Annotated in this window: 18 protein-coding genes; 13 read left to right on the plus strand and 5 right to left on the minus strand. The window is 65.1% G+C overall.

Going from position 1 to position 18,341, the window contains the following annotated elements:
* Nucleotides 1-48: 48 nt before the first annotated feature.
* On the minus strand, nucleotides 49-918 hold the full coding sequence (locus ACZIYR_RS08075) for a pirin family protein (RefSeq protein ID WP_483528831.1): 870 nt from the start codon (nucleotides 916-918) through the stop codon (nucleotides 49-51).
* A gap of 128 nt (nucleotides 919-1,046) precedes the next feature.
* On the opposite strand from ACZIYR_RS08075, the gene ACZIYR_RS08080 reads away from it, so the two are divergent.
* Complete coding sequence (locus ACZIYR_RS08080; protein ID WP_483528832.1) at nucleotides 1,047-2,039, plus strand: LysR substrate-binding domain-containing protein; 993 nt, start codon at nucleotides 1,047-1,049, stop codon at nucleotides 2,037-2,039.
* Here ACZIYR_RS08080 and ACZIYR_RS08085 read toward each other — a convergent pair.
* From ACZIYR_RS08085 to ACZIYR_RS08095, 3 genes are all read right to left on the minus strand, one after another.
* Nucleotides 2,008-3,456 (minus strand): GntP family permease, encoded by a 1,449-nt coding sequence (locus ACZIYR_RS08085; protein ID WP_483528833.1) that lies wholly within the window; start codon nucleotides 3,454-3,456, stop codon nucleotides 2,008-2,010. The genes ACZIYR_RS08080 and ACZIYR_RS08085 overlap by 32 nt on opposite strands.
* Before the next feature lie 145 nt (nucleotides 3,457-3,601).
* Nucleotides 3,602-3,727: a hypothetical protein gene (locus ACZIYR_RS08090; RefSeq protein ID WP_483528834.1), complete on the minus strand. Its 126-nt coding sequence runs from the start codon at nucleotides 3,725-3,727 to the stop codon at nucleotides 3,602-3,604.
* A complete protein-coding gene (locus ACZIYR_RS08095; RefSeq protein WP_483528835.1) occupies nucleotides 3,724-4,935 on the minus strand; it encodes an MFS transporter in 1,212 nt (403 codons plus the stop codon). The genes ACZIYR_RS08090 and ACZIYR_RS08095 overlap by 4 nt, the downstream gene beginning before the upstream one ends.
* 163 nt (nucleotides 4,936-5,098) lie before the next feature.
* Here ACZIYR_RS08095 and ACZIYR_RS08100 point away from each other — a divergent pair, with 163 nt between their 5' ends.
* The 11 genes from ACZIYR_RS08100 to ACZIYR_RS08150 all read left to right on the plus strand — a co-directional run bounded on the left by ACZIYR_RS08100 (nucleotide 5,099) and on the right by ACZIYR_RS08150 (nucleotide 14,894).
* A complete protein-coding gene (locus ACZIYR_RS08100; RefSeq protein ID WP_483528836.1) occupies nucleotides 5,099-5,290 on the plus strand; it encodes a hypothetical protein in 192 nt (63 codons plus the stop codon).
* Between the two features lie 105 nt (nucleotides 5,291-5,395).
* Entirely contained in the window at nucleotides 5,396-6,178 is a 783-nt protein-coding gene (locus ACZIYR_RS08105) for an AraC family transcriptional regulator (protein ID WP_483528837.1), read from the plus strand.
* Nucleotides 6,179-6,322: 144 nt separating this feature from the next.
* Nucleotides 6,323-7,390: a TRAP transporter substrate-binding protein DctP gene (gene dctP / locus ACZIYR_RS08110; RefSeq protein WP_483528838.1), complete on the plus strand. Its 1,068-nt coding sequence runs from the start codon at nucleotides 6,323-6,325 to the stop codon at nucleotides 7,388-7,390.
* Between the two features lie 70 nt (nucleotides 7,391-7,460).
* Nucleotides 7,461-8,003 (plus strand): TRAP transporter small permease, encoded by a 543-nt coding sequence (locus ACZIYR_RS08115; RefSeq protein ID WP_483528839.1) that lies wholly within the window; start codon nucleotides 7,461-7,463, stop codon nucleotides 8,001-8,003.
* Nucleotides 8,003-9,280: a TRAP transporter large permease gene (locus tag ACZIYR_RS08120; protein WP_483528840.1), complete on the plus strand. Its 1,278-nt coding sequence runs from the start codon at nucleotides 8,003-8,005 to the stop codon at nucleotides 9,278-9,280. Before ACZIYR_RS08115 ends, ACZIYR_RS08120 begins: the two co-directional genes overlap by 1 nt.
* Before the next feature lie 12 nt (nucleotides 9,281-9,292).
* A complete protein-coding gene (locus ACZIYR_RS08125; RefSeq protein ID WP_483528841.1) occupies nucleotides 9,293-10,327 on the plus strand; it encodes a histone deacetylase family protein in 1,035 nt (344 codons plus the stop codon).
* Nucleotides 10,328-10,360: 33 nt separating this feature from the next.
* A complete protein-coding gene (locus tag ACZIYR_RS08130; protein WP_483528842.1) occupies nucleotides 10,361-10,717 on the plus strand; it encodes a RidA family protein in 357 nt (118 codons plus the stop codon).
* Nucleotide 10,718: 1 nt separating this feature from the next.
* The gene (lhpI, locus tag ACZIYR_RS08135; RefSeq protein ID WP_483528843.1) at nucleotides 10,719-11,660 is read left to right on the plus strand and encodes a bifunctional Delta(1)-pyrroline-2-carboxylate/Delta(1)-piperideine-2-carboxylate reductase; all 942 of its coding nucleotides are present in this window, start codon (nucleotides 10,719-10,721) and stop codon (nucleotides 11,658-11,660) included.
* The gene (locus tag ACZIYR_RS08140) at nucleotides 11,657-12,790 is read left to right on the plus strand and encodes a class II histone deacetylase (protein ID WP_483528844.1); all 1,134 of its coding nucleotides are present in this window, start codon (nucleotides 11,657-11,659) and stop codon (nucleotides 12,788-12,790) included. Before lhpI ends, ACZIYR_RS08140 begins: the two co-directional genes overlap by 4 nt.
* Before the next feature lie 30 nt (nucleotides 12,791-12,820).
* Nucleotides 12,821-13,789, plus strand: a complete 969-nt coding sequence (locus ACZIYR_RS08145) for a branched-chain amino acid transaminase (protein WP_483528845.1) — start codon at nucleotides 12,821-12,823, stop codon at nucleotides 13,787-13,789.
* An 82-nt stretch (nucleotides 13,790-13,871) separates the two neighbouring features.
* The gene (locus ACZIYR_RS08150; protein WP_483528846.1) at nucleotides 13,872-14,894 is read left to right on the plus strand and encodes an Lnb N-terminal periplasmic domain-containing protein; all 1,023 of its coding nucleotides are present in this window, start codon (nucleotides 13,872-13,874) and stop codon (nucleotides 14,892-14,894) included.
* Between the two features lie 218 nt (nucleotides 14,895-15,112).
* Here ACZIYR_RS08150 and ACZIYR_RS08155 read toward each other — a convergent pair whose 3' ends face one another.
* Nucleotides 15,113-15,847: an RNA methyltransferase gene (locus ACZIYR_RS08155; RefSeq protein ID WP_483528847.1), complete on the minus strand. Its 735-nt coding sequence runs from the start codon at nucleotides 15,845-15,847 to the stop codon at nucleotides 15,113-15,115.
* Nucleotides 15,848-16,307: 460 nt separating this feature from the next.
* Between ACZIYR_RS08155 and ACZIYR_RS08160 the strand changes: the two genes are divergently transcribed.
* The gene (locus ACZIYR_RS08160; protein ID WP_483528848.1) at nucleotides 16,308-18,305 is read left to right on the plus strand and encodes a S8 family serine peptidase; all 1,998 of its coding nucleotides are present in this window, start codon (nucleotides 16,308-16,310) and stop codon (nucleotides 18,303-18,305) included.
* Nucleotides 18,306-18,341: the final 36 nt, after the last annotated feature.

Below are 18,341 nucleotides of genomic sequence, written 5' to 3' on the forward strand. Positions count from 1 at the left end.
TAAATGCGCCCGGCGGGATGCCGGGCGCGGTGGGCCGCGGCAGGGCCGCTAGCCCTCCAGGCGGCCGAACTGGCCGGCCTGGAAATCGGAAAAGGCCTGGTGAATCTCCGCTTCGCTGTTCATCACGAAGGGGCCGTAGCCCACCACCGGCTCGTCGAGGGGTTCGCCGGCGAGCAGCAGCAACTTGGCGTCGTTGTTGGACTCCAGGTGTATTTCGTCGCCCTGGCGTTCGAAGCAGACCAGGCCAGCGTCGCGCACCACGGCGTCGCCGTTGACCTGCACGGTCCCTTCGAGCACTACCAGCAGGGTGGTGTGCCCCTCGGGGACCCTCAGGAACGTTTCGCCGCCTGGCTCTAGCCGCAGATCCCACATTTCGACCGGGGAAAAGGTGCGGGCCGGGCCTTCATGGCTGCGATAGCTGCCGGCGATCACGCGCAGCACGCCGGCGCGGCCAGGCAGCGCCACGCGGGGAATGTCCGCATCGAGCAGGGTCTGGTAGGCCGCGGGAGCCGACTTATGGGTGGCCGGTAGATTGACCCACAGCTGCACCATCTCCAGGGTGCCGCCCCGCTCGGTGAAGGTCTCGGAGTGGAACTCCTCGTGGACGATGCCGGCACCGGCGGTCATCCACTGGACGTCGCCCTCGCCGATGCGCCCGCCGCTGCCGGTGGAGTCGCGATGCTCGAGCTCGCCGCGGTAGACCAGGGTCACGGTCTCGAAGCCGCGGTGAGGGTGGGCGCCGACGCCGCGCGGCCGGCTTGCCGGGGCGAAGTCGCGGGGGCCCGCATGGTCGAGCAGCAGGAAGGGGCTCAGGTGGTCGGCGCCGTGGCGGTCGTAGGCGAACAGCGAGCGCACGGGAAAGCCGTCGCCGACCCAGTGGCCGCGGGGGGCACCGTAGATGCCGTGAATCGTCTTCATGGTCTGGCTCCTGTTCGGATGGCAGGCGTAAGCCCGATACAGAAAGCCTATGGGAGGAACGAAAGTGGCGGTAGAGGGTATAATTTACACGCTGCGTTCCATGGGTAGGACAATAAGGGCCTAACGATATGCAGGACCTCAACGACCTCTACTATTTCGTCCAGGTGGTGGATCATGGTGGGTTCGCCCCGGCGGGCCGTGCCCTGGGCATTCCCAAGTCCAAGCTGAGCCGTCGCATCGCGCAGTTGGAGGAGCGCCTGGGCACCCGGCTGATTCATCGCTCGACGCGCCATCTGTCGATCACCGAGCTGGGCCAGGCCTACTACCGCCACTGCGTGGCGATGCTGGTGGAGGCGGAGGCGGCCGAGGCGCTGATCCAGCGCAACCTCGCCCAGCCGAGGGGTACGGTGCGCCTGAGCTGCCCGCCGAGCCTGCTCCACTACCTGATCACCCCGCTGCTGGTGCGCTTCATGGCCCAGTGTCCCGACGTGCAGGTGGAAGTAGAGGCCACCAGCCGGCGGGTGGACGTGATCAAGGAGGGCTTCGACATGGCCATCCGGGTGCGCTTTCCGCCCCTCGAGGATAGCGACCTCTCCATGAAGGTGCTGTCGAAGAGTCCCCAGCGGCTGGTCGCCACGCCTTTGCTACTGGAGGCGCGATCCTGGCCCCGGTCGCCGGCGCCGGGCGATCTGGCCAGGCTGCCGAGCCTGGACTTCGAGCAGGTCCACCGGCAGCACCTCTGGGTGCTGGACGGGCCCCAGGGGGAGAGCGCCCAGATTCGCCATCGTCCCCGACTGGTCACCGACAACGCCGAGACCCTGCATCGGGCGGCGCTGGCGGGCCTGGGGGTGGTCAAGCTGGCCCTGCTGGTCGCCGGCAACGACCTGAAGGCGGGCCGCCTCGTCGATGTGATTCCCGGCTGGGAACCCCGGGGCGGTATCCTGCACGCGGTCTTCCCCTCGCGGCGCGGCGTGCTTCCCGCCGTGCGGGCGCTGCTCGACTTTCTCGACGAAAACATCAACGAGATTGACTTCACCAGTGAGGTCGCCGGGACCGAGACAGCCGATCGAGAGGGGCCACCTGCCGACCTCAGAAAGTCCCCACCAGGGTGCCCAGGGTGATCAGCAGTACCAGCGAGAGGATGGGAACCAGCACGGCGACCACCGCAATATCGAGATAGGCCTGGCGGTGCGTCAGGCCGCAGATGGAGAGCAGGGTGATCACCGCGCCGTTATGCGGCAGGGCATCCAGCCCGCCGGTGGCGACGGCCGTGACCCGGTGCATTAGCTCGGGAGCGATGCCGGCGGCCTGACCCATGGCCAGGTAGGCGTCGCCCAGCGTGGCCAGGGCGATGCTCATGCCGCCGGAGGCCGAGCCGGTCATGCCGGCCAGCAGGTTGACCGCGATGGCCAGCGAGATCAGCGGGTTGTCTCCCCCCACCGAGGTGACCCAGAGGCTGATCGTCTCGAAGGCCGCCAGCGAGGCAATCACCGAGCCGAAGCCGACCAGGCTGGCGGTATTGAAGATCGGCAGCAGCGAGGCATTGGCGCCGCTGTCGAGGGTGGTGGTGAGCGCCTCCAGGCGCCTCCGATTGGTGAGGATCAGGACCCCGATGGCGATTACCAGGGCAGCGATCACCGACCAGACGCCACGCAGCGACTCGATGCTGGTGGCTCCGAAGGCCGGCTCGGCCAGATAGGCGGTGTCCATGGCCGGGATCACCACCGCGGTGAACAGCAGGTTAAGGGCGATCACCAGCACGATGGGCAGCAGCGCTAGCCACAGCGAGGGCAGGTCGCGAAGCGCCTGGTGTGGTGCCACCTCGGCCAGATCGAAGCCTTCGCCCGCGGCACGCTCTCGCAGGTGGCCGGCCTGGGGCGCCTCGCCCTGGTGGTCGCCGTAGCCTTCGCCGGCCGAGCGGGCCTGGCGCGCTCGATGGCTCAGCCAGGCCTGCCCCAGCCCCAGCATGACCAGGCCGGTGAGAATGCCAAGGCCCGGCGCGGCGAACGGCGAGGTGCCGAAGTAGGGCATGGGGATGGCATTCTGAATGGCCGGCGTGCCGGGCAGCGCCGTCATGGTGAAGGTGAAGGCGCCCAGCGCGATGGTGCCGGGGATCAGCCGCTTGGGCAGGTTGGCCTGGCGGAACAGGGCCGCGGCGATCGGGTAGACCGCGAAGGCCACCACGAACAGCGAGACACCGCCGTAGGTCATCACCGCACAGGAGAGCACCACCGCCAGGATGGCGCGGGTATCGCCCAGGCGCTCGACAATGGCACTGGCCAGCACCTCGGCGCTGCCCGAATCCTCCATCAGCTTGCCGAAAACCGCGCCCAGTAGGAACAGCGGGAAGAAACGGACGATGAAGTCCCCGGCGGCCCCCATGAAGACCTGGGTGTAGCTGGCCAGCAATGGCGTATCGACGGAGACCAGGGCCACCAGCGCGGCCAGCGCCGGGGCGAGAATCAGCAGGCTGAGGCCGCGGTAGGCCAGAAACATCAACAGCAGCAGGGCGATGGCAATCGCCGAGATCCCGATCATCTCGCCTTCCTTTTGCGATTCCTGAGGGGCGCCGGGCAGTGAGTCCGTTCCGGACCGGACTAGTCGCCGTCAGTGCATATGCTGCAGTGCAGTATAGGGCGATTGCCGACCGCTGTCGCGGGTTACCCTGCATTCCCCGTGGCGGTCAGCAGAGTCGGCTGCCAAGCAGCAACAGGCTGGCATCGGCGACCTGCCAGCCCCACCACGCCAGGGTCAGGGCAGAGGCGGTGAGCAGGGCGGCGGCGAGGCGCATCAGGACGAGAGAGGTCATGCCTGGGCTTCCGTGGAGCTGGGACGGTGAATCGGGGCTTCGCTGATGAACCAGTGCAGCAGGGCGGCCACCACCGAGAGCAGAATGGCGATCTTCCAGACCTCATCATAGTGGCCGGTGAGGTCATAGAGCCAGCCGCCCAGCCAGACGCCCATGAAGGAGCCGAGCTGGTGGAAGAGGAAGACGATGCCGGCCAGCATCGACAGGTGGCGGACGCCGAAGACCACGGCGACGATACCGTTGGTCAAGGGCACCGTGGAGAGCCACAGCAGGCCCATGGCGACGGCGAAGGCGTAGGTGCTGGCGGGGCTCAAGGGGATCAGGAACGCGAAAGCGGTGATCACCACCCCGCGGGCCAGATAGAGCCAGACCAGCAGTCGCGCCTTGGAGAGATGCCCGCCGAGCCAGCCGGCCGCGTAGGTGCCGAAGATATTGAAGAGCCCCACCAGCGCCAGCGCCGTGCTGCCCACCTGTACCGCCAGCCCGCTGTCGAACAAATAGCCCGGCAGGTGCACGCCGATGAAGACCACCTGAAACCCGCAGACAAAGAAACCCAGGCAGAGCAGCCAGAAACCGCGATGCCCGGCGGCCTCGTCCAGGGCGGCGCCCAGGGTGATATCGCTGCCGCGGCGCGGCGAGGGGCGGTCGCGCAGCATGCCCCCCAGGGGCACCATTAGCGCCGCCATGGCGCCCATCACCAGCAGGGCCGCCGACCAGCCCAGCCACTCCAGCAGGCCCAGGGTCCCCGGCAGCATGGCGAACTGGCCGAATGAGCCGGCGGCGCTGACGATGCCCATGGCCATGCTTCGCTTCTCCGGCGCCACGGCGCGCCCCACCGCGCCGAGGATCACCGAGAAGGTGGTCCCGGACAGGCCCAGCCCGATCAGCACCCCGGCGGAGAGCGACATGCCCAGGGCGGTATCCGAGAGCCCCATGAAGATCAGCCCTACCGCATAGAGCAGCCCGCCGATCGCCGCGACGCGTGCGGCGCCGAAGCGGTCGGCCAGCGCACCGGTGAAGGGCTGCGCCAGGCCCCAGATCAGGTTCTGCAGCGCCAGGGCGAAGGCGAACACCTCCCGGCCCCAGCCCAGGTCGCTGCTCATCGGCTCGAGAAACAGCCCGAAGCCGTGACGCAGGCCCATGGCCAGGGAGATCACGAGGCTACCGAGGAGGATGACTAAGAGGGTGTGGCGGCGCAGGAGGTCCATGGGGGTTACCGGTTTGCAGGCTAATAATCGCTACTATCGCCGGTGACGCAATCGGTGGCTACTGTCGCATTATGGCGACGCGCTTGTCGCCAACGCACCACATGGGTAGCGGGTTCCGCCTTCGCTAGAATGCCCGCCTTGGCAGACTATCAGGAGATTGCCCATGTCCCGCCGCCTATTGACCCTATGCATCCTCGTGCTCTCCGGCTTGCTGGTCGCCGGCTGCAGCTACCAGCCGGCCCGGATCAAGACCCAGCCGCTGATCGTGATCGACGATGATCGCGGCCATCATGACAAGCGCGGCCCTGGTCGCGGTTTCTGCCCGCCAGGGCTGCGCATGCAGGGGCGCTGCTGATGGAGTGGCCGTGGGGCTGCGCGTTGAATCGGGGCGTGCTTTCGTATCGTGTCGGGGCGGAGTAAGGTATCAAGTACCCCTTGATATCAATGATAACAACGTCCTATGAATTCCCCACTGGAACTGCGTGCCTGCACCCTGGCCCCTGAGCATGTGGCGCATGCCCACGCCCACCATCAGCTGATTCTAGCAACCAGCGGCATGACCGAGCTTGCCGTCGAAGGGCTGGGGGAGCGGATTACCGCCAGCCGCGGCTGTCTGATCCCCTGCTCTTATCACCATGAATACCAGGGCGATGGCCGCAACCGCACCCTGGTGCTGGATATTCCAGTGGTTGGCCTCGAGTCGCTTCGTGATGCCGATTGCATCGAGCGGTTATTCGAGCAACCGCGTTTCTTCGGAGTGCCACCGCGCCTGCGTCAGCTGGCTGACAGCCTGATCTACCAGCTTGAAGCCTGCCCGGCCCTGCACAGCGAGATCGCGGCCCTGCTGCTGCGCGCCATTCATCTTCACCTGGTGGATCAGGGCCCGGCAGTCGAGCTTGGCTCCTCCTTGTCAAAACGTTCCCGCGAGCGTCTTAACCTGTCACGGCTGAATGCCTGGATCGATCGCCATCTGGCTGATGAGATTCGAGTCGAACAGCTAGCGGCGATATGTGCGATGAGCGTAGGGCACTTCCACGGACGCTTTCGCGAATCAGTCGGTTCCACCCCCCAGGCCTATGTGCAGCGTCGCCGCCTGGAACATGCCCGCACCCTGGTCTGCCACAGTGGGCTCAGCTTGGGGCAGATTGCCGCCCTGGTCGGTTTCCGTGACCAAGGGAGCTTTTCCCGTGCCTATCGGCGCCACTTCGATATTTCCCCCTCCGTGGATCGTCATGCCGGTTAATCCGTAGCGCAGTTTCGGGCAAAGGCTGCGCAGTAACGGGCAAGCGGTCACGCCGATTGCGTCCTAGGCTCTTACTCAGGACAGTGCTGCTAGCGCTGTCGTGTGACCGAGCCATGCAACGAATAAGCACAAGAGGCTGACAAGATGCACAAGAGATCCCTTACCGGTCTGTTCGCCCTGGCGTCCCTCCCGCTGGCCATGGCAGCCGCTCAGGCGCAGGCGGAGGAGATGGCCATTGCCACTATCCTTCCCGAGGACATGAGTAACAATGAAGTCTACCCAGCACTGGTGCACTTCAAGAATCTGGTAGAGACGCGCACCGATGGCGAGATCACGGTGTCGATCTTCGGTAACAGTCAGTTGGGTTCCGAAGTCGAAACCGCGCGGGAAGTGCAGGGGGGGCGGACCCTTCAGTCCACCATTATCACCACCGGCGCCATGTCCTCCTACTATCCCGACTACCAGATGATGACCGCGCCCTTCATCTTCGACAATTGGCGGCAGGCGTGGGCCTTCTTCGACGGAGAGTGGTTCGCCGACTTCATGTCCGGCACCGTCGAAGAGACCGACATGCGCTATCTCGGCACCTTCGACGATGGCGGGGGGTTCGTGGCTTTCACCAATAATGAGCGACTGATCCGTACCGTCGACGATCTCGAAGGCCTCAATATCCGCACCGAGGAGAACCCGGGGCATGTGGCAATCATGCGCGCGCTGGGTGCGTCTGCCACCCCGCTGCCCTGGGGCGAGGTGATCACCGCTCTGGAAACTGGGCTGGCAGACGGCCAGTTCAACGCCCCAGTGCTGAACACCACCTTCAACTTCCACGAGGTGACCGACTACACGACCCTCACCGGGCACGTCTACAACAGCGCGGCGTGGCTGGTCAGCGAGGATTGGTTCCAAAGCCTTACCGAGGAGCAGCAGGAAGCCATCGTCACCTCCGCTCGCGAGGCAATTGCCATCGGACACGGTATGTCCGGCGCGCTCGCCACCGCCAGCTGGGAAGAGTCCTGCCAGACCTTCCAGGAGTGCTACATCATGCCTCCCGAAGAGCGGGCGCGCATGGCCGACATCGCCACTCCCGCCTGGCGCGACTGGATCGTCAACGATTTCGGTCTCGACGGCGACCGGGTAGACGCCTTCCTCGAGGAGGTCGAGCGCGTTCGCGTCGAGGTGGCCGAGTCCGACATGGCCACCTACGGACGCTGATGGTTACCGATCCATCGAGCCGCGCCCGGCCGTTAGCATCGGCCGGGCGCCCCGTCCGTGAGGTGATGTCATGAGTTTCCTGTCCCCCCTTCGTCAGCTGAGCGATCTGGTCAACCGGTTGGCGATTATCGTGTGCGTGGCTTGCGTGTTGGCCATGCTGGGTATCTCTTTCACCGCCTTCGTCTACAAGCTGTTTACCGGCAGTACCCTGAGCTGGACCTATTCTCTGGCTAGGCTCTTCCTGCCGTGGATCGGCTTCCTGTCGATGACCATATCGCTCCGTTACGGTGAGCATGTGGCCATGACCCTTCTGGTCAGAAGCTTGCCGCGTATCCTGACCGTGGTGGCCGCGGTGCTTTGCCTGATGGCCATTGGCGTGTTTGGTGCTCTGCTGCTCTGGTACGGCTGGGACTACTTTCAGGGGACTCGCCAGGTCTACATGGTCTCTGACCAGATACGCGTACACGGCAAGTTCACCTCCATTGTGGTGCCGATCAGCGGTGCCATCATCCTGTTGCACTTGGTCCACGGTTTTTCGCTGCTGGAACATTTCATCGATGACGATCACATGATCGATGAGCTCATCGAGACCACCGACGTGGAGGAGCGCTGATGACCCCTGCAATCATCGCCTTTCTGCTGCTGCTGCTGATCGGTGCCCCGGTCGCGGTAGTGATGGCGCTCTCCGGGCTGGCCGGGGGCTATGCCATCGGCGGCGAGCGCATGCTCGGCATTATCGCCGATCGCATGTTTTCCGGGGTATCGGGCTTCCTGCTAATTGCCGTGCCCTATTTTATCTTTACCGCCGAACTGATGAATCAGGGCGGCCTCACCCAAAAGCTGATTACCTTCAATAATGCCCTGTTCGGACGGGTGCGTGGGGCACTCTCACACGTCAATGTCTCCGTCTCGGTGTTCTTTGCCGGGCTGACCGGGGCGGCGATCACCGATACCGTGGCGATAGGCAAGATCATGATTCCTGAAATGAAGCGTCAGGGGTACGATGCCGACTACGCGGCAGCGATCACCGCCTGTTCGTCCATCATTGGCCCGATCATTCCGCCTAGCGTGGTGATGGTGGTGTACGCTACGCTGCTTCGCGATATCTCTGTAATCGACCTGTTTGCCGGTGGGATCATCCCAGGCCTGCTGATGGCGATGGCGCTGCTAGCGGTGAGCTTGTTCCTGGCCTGGAAGCGCGGCTACCCTAAGCAGCCGCCCACCCCCCTGAAGGTCGCAGCGCTCTCCTTTCTGGTGGCATTGCCGGCGATGATCGTGCCACTGATCATTCTGGGTGGCATCCTTTCGGGGCTCACGACCATTACCGAGGCATCCGGCTTTGCCGCTATCTATGCCCTGGTCATTGGTGTGGTCTTCTACCGTAATCTTTCCTGGCGCAAGGTCTGGAACGCTTTGGTGATTACGGTGCGATTCTCCGGCGTCGTGTTTTTCCTGCTGGCCACCTCGGCGGTACTGGGTTGGTTTGTTACCCGCTCGGGGATTGCCCGGGATGCGGCCGGCCTGATCACGACATTCAGCGACTCGGCCTTTCTGCAGCTAATGGCGGTTTGTCTGCTGCTGATTCTGATCGGCACGGTAATGGATGTGTTACCCGCCCTCGTGGTGGTCGCCCCGGTGCTGGTGCCCGCAATGATCCAACTCGGCTTTGACCCGCTGCACTTTGCGATCCTGATGATCGTGGTGCTCAATATCTCTAACGTTACTCCACCGGTCGGAATGACCTTGATGACGGCGGCGCGTATAGCCAATGTGCCTTATGAGCGGGCGATTCTGGCCTCGCTGCCGTTCTATGTGGCCTATATCGGCGTGATCCTGCTGCTGGCTGCGTTCCCGGCGCTGTCGACCTGGATTCCGTCGCTGCTACGCTGAAATGGAGTTGCCATGAAGCTCTTCTATCATCCCGATCAGGAGCGCCACGCACCGCCCACCTTCCTGCTGCGTGGCCGGCCCGCGCCGTCGCCTGAGGGGCCGCTGCGCGCCGATCTGCTAGGCAAGGGATTGGCTGCCGCCGGTCTGATGCTGAACGCGCCCGAGGCGGTCGATACCCCTCTGCTGCGCAGCCGCCTGGCGAAGGTGCATACGCCCCGCTACCTGACGTTCCTCGAGACGATCCACGCTCGCTGGCAAGCCCTGCCGGATGCCGCCGAGCTGGTGTCGCCCAATGTTCATCCCTGCGGTGGCGGTCATCACTACCCGCGTCATCCGGTGGGGCAGGCGGGCTGGCACCTGCACGACATGGCCTGCCCGATCGGCGCCGACAGCTTTCACGGCATCCTGGCCAGTGCCGCCACGGCCCAGGCGGCGGCGGAGGCGGTGTTGAGCGGCCACGGCACCACCTATGCGCTGTGCCGCCCGCCTGGCCACCATGCCGGGCCCGACCGGGCCGGGGGATTCTGCTTCCTCAATAACTCGGCCCTGGCCGCCACGGTGCTGCGCGAGCAGTTTTCCCGGGTCGCCATCATCGACGTCGATTTGCACCACGGTAACGGTACCCAGGATATCTTCTATTATCGTGGTGACGTCTGGACCGGGTCGCTACACGCCGATCCCGCCGATTTCTACCCTTTCTTCTGGGGCGGTGCCAATGAGGAAGGGATGGGCGAGGGGCTGGGCACCAATGTCAATCTGCCGCTGGCGCTGGGCAGCGATGGGGCGACATTTCTTGCCACCCTGGACACCCTGCTGGCGCGTCTCGACGACTTCCGCCCTGACGCGGTGGTGGTGGCTCTTGGGCTCGATGCCCACCGTGACGATCCGCTGGCCGGCCTGGCCCTGGAAACTGCCGACTTCACCGCCGTGGGCCGGCGCCTGGCGCGCCTTGGCCTGCCCACGGTGCTGGTGCAGGAGGGCGGCTACCCGACCGATGTCCTGGGTGACAACCTTGCCGCCTTCATGGGCGGCTTCACCGGCGCCTGAGCGTCGATCTATTACCAGAGAGAGATTGCAACCATGACCGTCAGCTATCACGACAGCAATACCCGCATGAGTCAGATCACCGTGCACAACGGCACCGTTTACCTGGCCGGGCAGGTGCCCAGCGATGCCTCCGCCGACATGCAAGGCCAGACCGAGCAGGTGCTGGCCAAGATCGACCGCCTGCTGGCCGACGCCGGCACCTCCAAGGAGAATCTGGTGTCGGCGCAGATCTGGGTGACCAGCATGACCGAGTTCGACCAAATGAATGCCGCCTGGGATGCCTGGGTGGTGCCCGAGCGCCCGCCGGTCCGCGCGGCGGTGGAAGCCAAGCTGGCCAAGCCGGAGTGGAAGGTCGAGATCATGGTCGTTGCGGCGCTCCCGGAGGCCTGATATGCGTATCATCGGCGCCGACGATGTCGCTGCTTCGCTGCCCTGGCCGGCGCTGGTGGAGCGGCTGGCCATGACCTTTCGCGAGGGGGTGGAGTCGCCGCCGCGACACCACCACGCCATGCACCGTCCGGACGGTGAGGCCACCATGCTGCTGATGCCGGCCTGGGAGCGGGCGGGCTATATCGGGGTGAAGATGGTTAACGTCTTCCCCCAGAATGCCGACCACGGCCTGCCCGCCATTTCGGGCGTCTATTTTCTCAGCGAGGGCGCCCATGGACGCCCCCTGGCCTGCCTGGACGGCAGCGAGCTGACTCGTCGGCGTACCGCGGCGGCGTCCGCGCTGGCGGCCCGAGAGCTGGCCAGAGCCGATGCCGAGACCCTGCTGGTGGTGGGCACCGGCAAGCTGGCGCCGATGGTCATCGAGGCCCATGCCGCGGTGCGCCCCATCAAGCGGGTGCGCATCTGGGGACGCCATCCGGAGAAGGCCGAGCGACTGGCCGCCGACTATGCCGATCGCTTCGAGACGGCGGCGGTCACTGGGCTGGAATCAGCCGCGCGCGAGGCCGACCTGATCAGCTGCGTGACGCTGTCCAGCGAGCCCCTGATCCACGGCGCCTGGCTATCGCCCGGCGCCCACCTGGATCTGATCGGCGCCTTTCGTCCCACCATGCGGGAGACCGATAGCGACTGCCTCAAGCGCAGTGAGGTGTTCGTCGACACCTATGCCGGCGCCAAGGGCGAGGCGGGCGACATTCTCCAGGCCATCGATGAAGGGGCCTTCGACATCGGCGACATTCGCGCCGACCTGGCCGAACTGCTGACGGGGCAGCGGCCCGGTCGCTCCTCGGATGAGGCTATTACCCTGTTCAAGTCGGTGGGAGCCTCGCTGGAAGACCTGGCGGCGGCTATCGAGGTGTGGGAGCAGCTGGAGGGGCGGGAATGACCCCAGGCGCCGACGATGGTCAAGCGACCACGGGGTTTTTCTGGCACGAGCGCTGCTTCTGGCATGATCCCGGCGCCATCGGTGTATTCGCTTCTCCCGGCGAGTTTCTGCAGCCCCAGCCTGCCTCCGAGAGCCCTGAAAGCAAGCGGCGACTGAAGAACCTGCTCGAGGTGTCGGGGTTGATCGACCAGCTGGCGGTGTGCAAGCCGCCAGCAGCCACCCGTGGGGACCTGGAGCGTTTCCATACCGCCGAGTATCTCGCGACGCTGGAGGCTGGCGACCGAGCCCGCGGGGGTGATGCCGGCGACTGTGCTCCCTATCAGCCGGGCAGCCTGGCGGCGGCGCGCCACTCGGCAGGGCTGGCCATTGCAGCGGTGCAGGCGGTGGCCTGTGGTGAGCTGGCCAGCGCCTATGCGCTGTGCCGCCCGCCCGGGCATCACGCCGAGGCCGATCGCGGCCGTGGCTTCTGCCTGCTGGGCAATATCCCGGTGGCGGTGCGTCGCGCTCGGGCACTGGGTCAGGTCGGGCGAGTCGCGATCCTGGACTGGGACGTGCATCACGGCAACGGCCAGCAGGCGGCCTTTTATTCCGACCCCGAGGTGTTCACCCTGTCGATCCATCAGGCCGGCAACTACCCCCTGGAAACCGGCGGCTTCTCGGAGCAGGGCGAGGGGCGTGGCCGGGGAGCTAACCTGAACCTGCCGCTGCCGCCGGGCTGCGGAATCGGTGCCTATGCCTATGCCATGGACGAGCTGGTGGTGCCGGCCATCGAGGCCTTCGCCCCCGAGCTGATCGTGGTGGCCTGCGGTTATGATGCCTGCGCCAAGGACCCGCTGGGCAAGATGCTGCTCAATAGCGAGGCCTTCGCCGACATGACCCGGCAGCTCAAGGCGCTGGCCAGTCGGATCGGCAACGCTGGCCTGGTGATGGTCCACGAAGGGGGCTATTCGGAAGGCTATGTCCCGCTGTGTGGGCATGCGGTGATCCAGGCCCTGGCCGGCAGCCGGGTCGGCGTGCCCGATCCCCAGAATGACGAGATCGCCGCCTGGGCCTATCAGGGCCTTCAGCCCCACCAGCGTGAGCTGATCGACGGCTGGTGCAAGGCCTGGGCCGAGGCGGGCCGGCTGTGAGGCGGCCCCGAGACCACAAAGGATAGCAAGATGACGCCACTGGACGAACGCGATGGCTGGATCTGGCATGACGGCGAGTGGCTTGCCTGGCGTGAAGCCCGTACCCACCTGCTGAACCATACCCTGCACTACGGCATGGGCTGCTTCGAAGGCGTGCGCGCCTATGCGGGCCCCGACGGGACCCACCTGTTTCGTGTCGCCGAGCATACCCGGCGCCTGGCCGATAGCGCCCATGCGCTGGACATGCCGCTTGAGATCGGCGAAGAGGCGCTGATCGAGGCGCAGCGTCAATGCCTGGCCAAGAACGGTCTGACCAACGCCTACCTCAAGCCGACGGTGTTCTTCGGGTCGGAAGGCTTGGGGCTGCGTGCCAAGGGGCTCAGCGTGCATGTGATGATCGCTGCCTGGGACCTGGGCGACTACATCTCTCCCCAGGCCGCCGCCATCGGGTTGCGGGCACTGACTTCCTCCTGGGCGCGGCACCACGTCAATATCAGTCTGTGTCGCGCCAAGACCAATGGCCACTACGTCAATTCGATGCTGGCGCTGAATACGGCGGTCAAAGCGGGGTTCGACGAGGCCATCATGCTCGACCCCGAGGGCTATGTCGCCGAGGCCTCGGCGGCCAATGTCTTTCTGGTGCGCGATGGCGCGCTGCATACCCCCGAGGTGACCTCCTGCCTGCAGGGGATTACCCGCGATAGCGTGATCTGTCTGGCCCGCGATACGCTGGGCCTGGAGGTTCAGGAGCGCCGGATCACTCGTGATGAGCTGTATACCGCCGATGAGGCCTTTGTGACTGGCACCGCCGCCGAGATCCTGCCGCTGCGTGAGCTGGACGGCCGCCGAATTGGCGCACGCGCCGGGGCACCGCCGGTGGATCGCCCCATCGACCCGTCTTCCATCACGGCGCAGCTGCAGCAGAGCTATCGGCGGGTGACCCGATGTGAGCTGGGAGACGACCTGCAGGGGTGGCGACACTGGCTGACGCCGGCCTGACTGGCCTGTGGCGTTATGCGGCGTTGAGGGAGATCGGTCCACGTCATGCTAGGCTGTCCCGCGACAGGGATGGACGGATGGCATGGTTGTGACACTGCTGGGGAACACCCTTCTCCTGCTCTTGGCGCTGGGGATGGCCTGGGGCGCTGCGGCCCTCTGGTATCGGCTCTCGCTGCCGGCTCCCTGGCGGCAGCTGGCACTGGGGGGTTGGGGCCTGGTAGCGCTGGGGCTGGTGATACTGGGGCTGCAGGGGCAGCGGGTAGCGGCGCTGGCGGGGCAGCTCGGACTGCTGGCCGTGCTGCTGGGCTGGTGGTTCCGGCTGCGGCCCACCCATGATCGTCCCTGGGCCGATGACGTGCTGTTTCTGGCGACAGGCAGGGTGACAGGCTCTCGGCTGACGCTGGAGCATGTCCGCTGCTTTGAATGGCACACTCGCGATGCGGCTCGGCCCCGCTGGGAGGCGCGCCATTACGATCTCGAGAGGCTCGACTCGGTGGACATGATCGTCTCCAGTTGGGGACGGCCTGCCATTGCCCATGTGATGGTGTCTTTCGGCTTCGGCGGTGACGATTTCGTGGTGTTTTCGGTGGAAGTACGCCGACAGCAGGGTGAGCGCTTCTCCGAGATTGGCGGTTTCTTTCGTCAGTATGAGCTCGCCATCGTGGCCGCCGACGAGCGTGATGCGGTGCGTCTGCGCAGCAACCTGCGCGGCGAGGAGGTGCAGCTGTATCGCATTGCCATGTCGCGTTCGGCCATGCGCTCCCTGCTGGTCGCCTACGTCGAGGAAGCCAACCGGCTGGCGAAAACGCCGCGTTTCTACAACACCGTCACCGCCAACTGCACCACCCTGGTCTTTGCCATGGTGCGCGGCATCGGTGTCGGCTTGCCGCACGATCATCGACTACTGCTCACGGGCAAGCTGCCCGACTATGCCTTCGAGATGGGCGGTCTGTGGCCAGGGTATTCACTGGGCGAGCTGAAACGCCGCGGACGCATTGTCGAGCAGGCGCAGGCGGCGGACGCGGATCCGGCCTTCTCTCAGCGCATACGCGAGGGCGTGCCGGGCTGGGCGCCAGGTGCGGTGTCGTCAGAGGACCGGGCATAAGAACGCCACGGAGGATTCCCCCGTGGCGCAGTAACCTCCCTGGGCATCGTCCCGATGCCGCACTCTCCCGATCAGGCTTCCTGCCTGCGCGCGTCCGTGTCGCAAGGCTCGACAGTATCCCTTGTCTGTCCCCTGGGGGACACGGCCTTTATCACATGCCCGGATGACAAAGGCATAACGCTACGGTGACGGGAGTGTGATTCCGGCCTGTTCATAGACTAGTCGCCGGACTGCCTGGGTTCCAGTGCGCTGAGCAGGCCACGCAGCAGCAAAAGCTCCTTGCGACTCGGCTGGGCGCGAGCGAATAGCGCCTGTAGCTGGGCCTCGGTGCGAGCGTGTGGCTGGGTGAGAAAGCCGCTGGCCTGCATGACCCGGGCGAGATGATCATGGAAGTGATCGAGCTGCTCGCGATTGGGCTTCCGCTCCTCGCTGGGCAGGGTGGGGCGATAGCCGCTGGCCGGACATTGTCGCCACGCCTTGAACACTTCGTAGGCGAGCACCTGTACCGCCTGTGAGAGATTGAGAATCCCGTAGTCGGGGTTGGATGGGATGCTGGCCTGGTGGCTGCAGCAGCGGATCTCGTCGTTGGTGAGCCCAAAGCGCTCGCGGCCGAATACCAGTGCGACCGGGTCCGCGGCGGCGCTGTGTACCAGCTCTCGGGCCATGGCATCGGGGTCGTCGTAGTGGGGCAGCGGCAGGCTGCGCAGTCTGGCACTGGCACCCACCACCTGCACGCAGTCGGCGACCGCCTCCTTCAGGGAAGCGACCACCCGGGCATTGGCCACCAGGTCCTCCGCGCCCGCCGCGAGGCGGCGGGCCTCAGGGTCAGGAAAGCGGCGTGGGTTGACCAGGACCAGATCGGTGAGGCCCATGGTCTTCATGGCACGGGCCGAGGCGCCGATATTGCCGGGATGGTAGGTCTGGACGAGAACGATGCGGATGTTGGAGAGCATGGTAGCGGTCGCTGGGCACTAGAGAATGTCCATGGTAGCAAACTCCCGGTCGAAGGGGCTCGACGCACAGTGTAATCGACCTGTGTCGGGCCTTGCGCTTTGTGTACCGAACGTATCCAGCTCCTTGGTCATACCCAACAATAGCTCACGCTTTTTGAGTATTTCCTATCAACTAGTTCCTATAGGATTGGCTCGCGCCGTTTATTTTTCTAGTAAACGAATGGGGCTGATTTAAATAGTAGTTAAATTATTATTTTTTTATTTAGTTGTGTTGGATAAGGGAGCGGCGTGAATATTGAAACAGTCGGCGATAATGACCAAGGCGTTGACGCTGGTCGCGAGTGCTGTTGCGCTGGCAGGCTGCGGGGGAAGTTCCGGCGGTGGGGGCAACCTACAACCCACTAACGACAGCGGAGTGCATGAGCCTCGCGGGGTGACTTCTGAGCCTGTGCGTGTAGCCGTGATCGATACGGGTTACGACCTGGAGGCGCTGCCAGAGAAGCGTGTGGGACAAACTCTCAACGTGTACAGCATGGAGGAAGACGTCTCGAGTGGGGACACTTGGCACGGCACCACGGTGGCATCAGTGGTTGTCCAGGATGACAATCAAACCTCGATTCTGGATCTAACGCAGGTAACAGAGAATAGCTGGGCCAGTGAGGGTGCCCTTAACTTCGGCGTTGGCGAGGCCGCGGATCGCGGTGCCCGGGTGATCAATGCCAGCTTCTCGGGACGCACCCAGCTGCCCTCTCCCAACCTGACGTTCAACGATATCAATTCCCGTGAATCGCTGGAGAGGATCATCCACGGCAATGGCGGAAAAGGAGCCATCTATGTGGTGAGTGCCGGCAACGAAGGGCGAGCACTCGAGGCCGGCAGTCGCCCGGTCTATCAGCATGAGGAGCTATACCGCCATATGCTGATAGCCGGTGGCTCACGTGATGACGGGGCGGCGCGACATCCCGACAGCAATTACCCCGGTGACAACACTGGGTACCAGTCACGCTTCCTCACTGCGCCCTACGAGTGGCCGGAACTCAGCGCTCAGGGCACCTCCCTGTCGGCCCCCCAGATCTCGGCCTACGCGGCGGGACTCTTCGAGGCCTGGCCGCACCTGACCGCTCCCCAGGTGAGTCAGCTGCTGCTGGATACCGCGAGTCGGCATTCGTCGCTCTATCAGGACAACAGCTGCGGCATATCCGGTAGCACCAACTGTGGCGACTACTACCTGGGCCAGGGGGAAGCCGACATCGAGGCGGCCTTCGAGCCGGCCGGTGAGGTGGCGGTGGCCTCGGGCGATCGGGTCGACGACGGAGGAGAGGCACCGTCCCAGAGCATGGCTCAGCTGTCCGGCGCCTACGGCGATGCGGTGGTGGCCTCGGGAGCGCTGCGGGATGTGGCGGTCTTCGACGAGCTGGGGCGCGACTATAGGCTGGATCTCTCACAGCATGTGACCCGCCGTGATCAGCGCAGTCGCGACATGCAGTCCAGAATGTCCCGCCTGGCCAGCGCCTCGCCCGAGGCCCCCCAGCACCTCGACATGCGCCTGGGGGCGTTTCGACTCAGTGCGCGTCAAAATGCCTATGGTGAAACCCTGGCCTCGCGTTTCGACGCTCGGATTGGCAACAGTACCTGGACGGCGTATCGCGTTGCCGGCGGTGAAGTGGACCCGGTGAGCGCCTATGCCGAGTCAGGATTGATGCCGATGCTGGCCTTTCAGGGGGGAGCAGACGTGCCCCGCAGCCTCGAGGCGGTGTCGGGGCTCAAGACCGAGTATGCCCTGAGTGATTCCCTGGCCTTGGTGGCGGCCCACTGGTCCGGCGATGCGCTGGAGGCAGATAGCCTGTTGAGCGGCTATCGTGCCAACCGTTCGGACCTGGGCGTTGCCTATGAGCTAACCGACAACCTGACGGTGACGCCGCTGGTTGGCATGCTGAATGAGTCTGGCGGGCTGCTCGGAGCGCAGGGTAGCGGCGCCCTGCGGCTCGGCGAGACGAACCGCATGACCTTCGGTAGTCTCCTTCTCGACTATCGACTCGGTGACCGCCTCGTGGCGTTTGCGCACTACGAGCGTGGGCATGGTGACATGAGCGGTTCCGGTGGTCTGGTGCGCCGTATCGAGAAGATTCGCGCTGAGGAGATGGCCTTCGGTATGCAGTGGCGCGGCGATGGTCAGCGTGCGGCCCTGGCCCTGCGTCAGCCGCTGCGGCTCGACCGTGCCGATGCTACCTTCGAGGTCCCGGTGGGGCGTACCCTGGAGGGGGAGGTGATTCGCGATAGTCGGCGGGTCGCCCTATCGCCCTCCGGGCGTCAGCAGGATATCGAGCTGGGGTATGCGCTTCAGGCGTCCGAGCGCAGCCACCTGCAGCTCAACCTGATGTACACCTTGGAACCTGGCCACGACCGGGAGGCGAGTCCGGAGGCCTCGGCGATGCTCAACTACACGGTGAACTTCTGATGCCGCTTCCGGCGTGCTGCGCGGGACTGGCTGCGC

Source organism: Billgrantia sp. NRB1 (assembly GCF_056921725.1).

What these genes read in the sequence shown, in the direction of transcription:
- ACZIYR_RS08075 (WP_483528831.1), bottom strand. Translation starts at nt 918, where the DNA reads ATGAAGACGATTCACGGCATCTACGGTGCCCCCCGCGGCCACTGGGTC.
- ACZIYR_RS08080 (WP_483528832.1), top strand. Translation starts at nt 1,047, where the DNA reads ATGCAGGACCTCAACGACCTCTACTATTTCGTCCAGGTGGTGGATCAT.
- ACZIYR_RS08085 (WP_483528833.1), bottom strand. Translation starts at nt 3,456, where the DNA reads ATGATCGGGATCTCGGCGATTGCCATCGCCCTGCTGCTGTTGATGTTT.
- ACZIYR_RS08090 (WP_483528834.1), bottom strand. Translation starts at nt 3,727, where the DNA reads ATGACCTCTCTCGTCCTGATGCGCCTCGCCGCCGCCCTGCTCACCGCC.
- ACZIYR_RS08095 (WP_483528835.1), bottom strand. Translation starts at nt 4,935, where the DNA reads ATGGACCTCCTGCGCCGCCACACCCTCTTAGTCATCCTCCTCGGTAGC.
- ACZIYR_RS08100 (WP_483528836.1), top strand. Translation starts at nt 5,099, where the DNA reads ATGTCCCGCCGCCTATTGACCCTATGCATCCTCGTGCTCTCCGGCTTG.
- ACZIYR_RS08105 (WP_483528837.1), top strand. Translation starts at nt 5,396, where the DNA reads ATGAATTCCCCACTGGAACTGCGTGCCTGCACCCTGGCCCCTGAGCAT.
- dctP (WP_483528838.1), top strand. Translation starts at nt 6,323, where the DNA reads ATGCACAAGAGATCCCTTACCGGTCTGTTCGCCCTGGCGTCCCTCCCG.
- ACZIYR_RS08115 (WP_483528839.1), top strand. Translation starts at nt 7,461, where the DNA reads ATGAGTTTCCTGTCCCCCCTTCGTCAGCTGAGCGATCTGGTCAACCGG.
- ACZIYR_RS08120 (WP_483528840.1), top strand. Translation starts at nt 8,003, where the DNA reads ATGACCCCTGCAATCATCGCCTTTCTGCTGCTGCTGCTGATCGGTGCC.
- ACZIYR_RS08125 (WP_483528841.1), top strand. Translation starts at nt 9,293, where the DNA reads ATGAAGCTCTTCTATCATCCCGATCAGGAGCGCCACGCACCGCCCACC.
- ACZIYR_RS08130 (WP_483528842.1), top strand. Translation starts at nt 10,361, where the DNA reads ATGACCGTCAGCTATCACGACAGCAATACCCGCATGAGTCAGATCACC.
- lhpI (WP_483528843.1), top strand. Translation starts at nt 10,719, where the DNA reads ATGCGTATCATCGGCGCCGACGATGTCGCTGCTTCGCTGCCCTGGCCG.
- ACZIYR_RS08140 (WP_483528844.1), top strand. Translation starts at nt 11,657, where the DNA reads ATGACCCCAGGCGCCGACGATGGTCAAGCGACCACGGGGTTTTTCTGG.
- ACZIYR_RS08145 (WP_483528845.1), top strand. Translation starts at nt 12,821, where the DNA reads ATGACGCCACTGGACGAACGCGATGGCTGGATCTGGCATGACGGCGAG.
- ACZIYR_RS08150 (WP_483528846.1), top strand. Translation starts at nt 13,872, where the DNA reads ATGGTTGTGACACTGCTGGGGAACACCCTTCTCCTGCTCTTGGCGCTG.
- ACZIYR_RS08155 (WP_483528847.1), bottom strand. Translation starts at nt 15,847, where the DNA reads ATGCTCTCCAACATCCGCATCGTTCTCGTCCAGACCTACCATCCCGGC.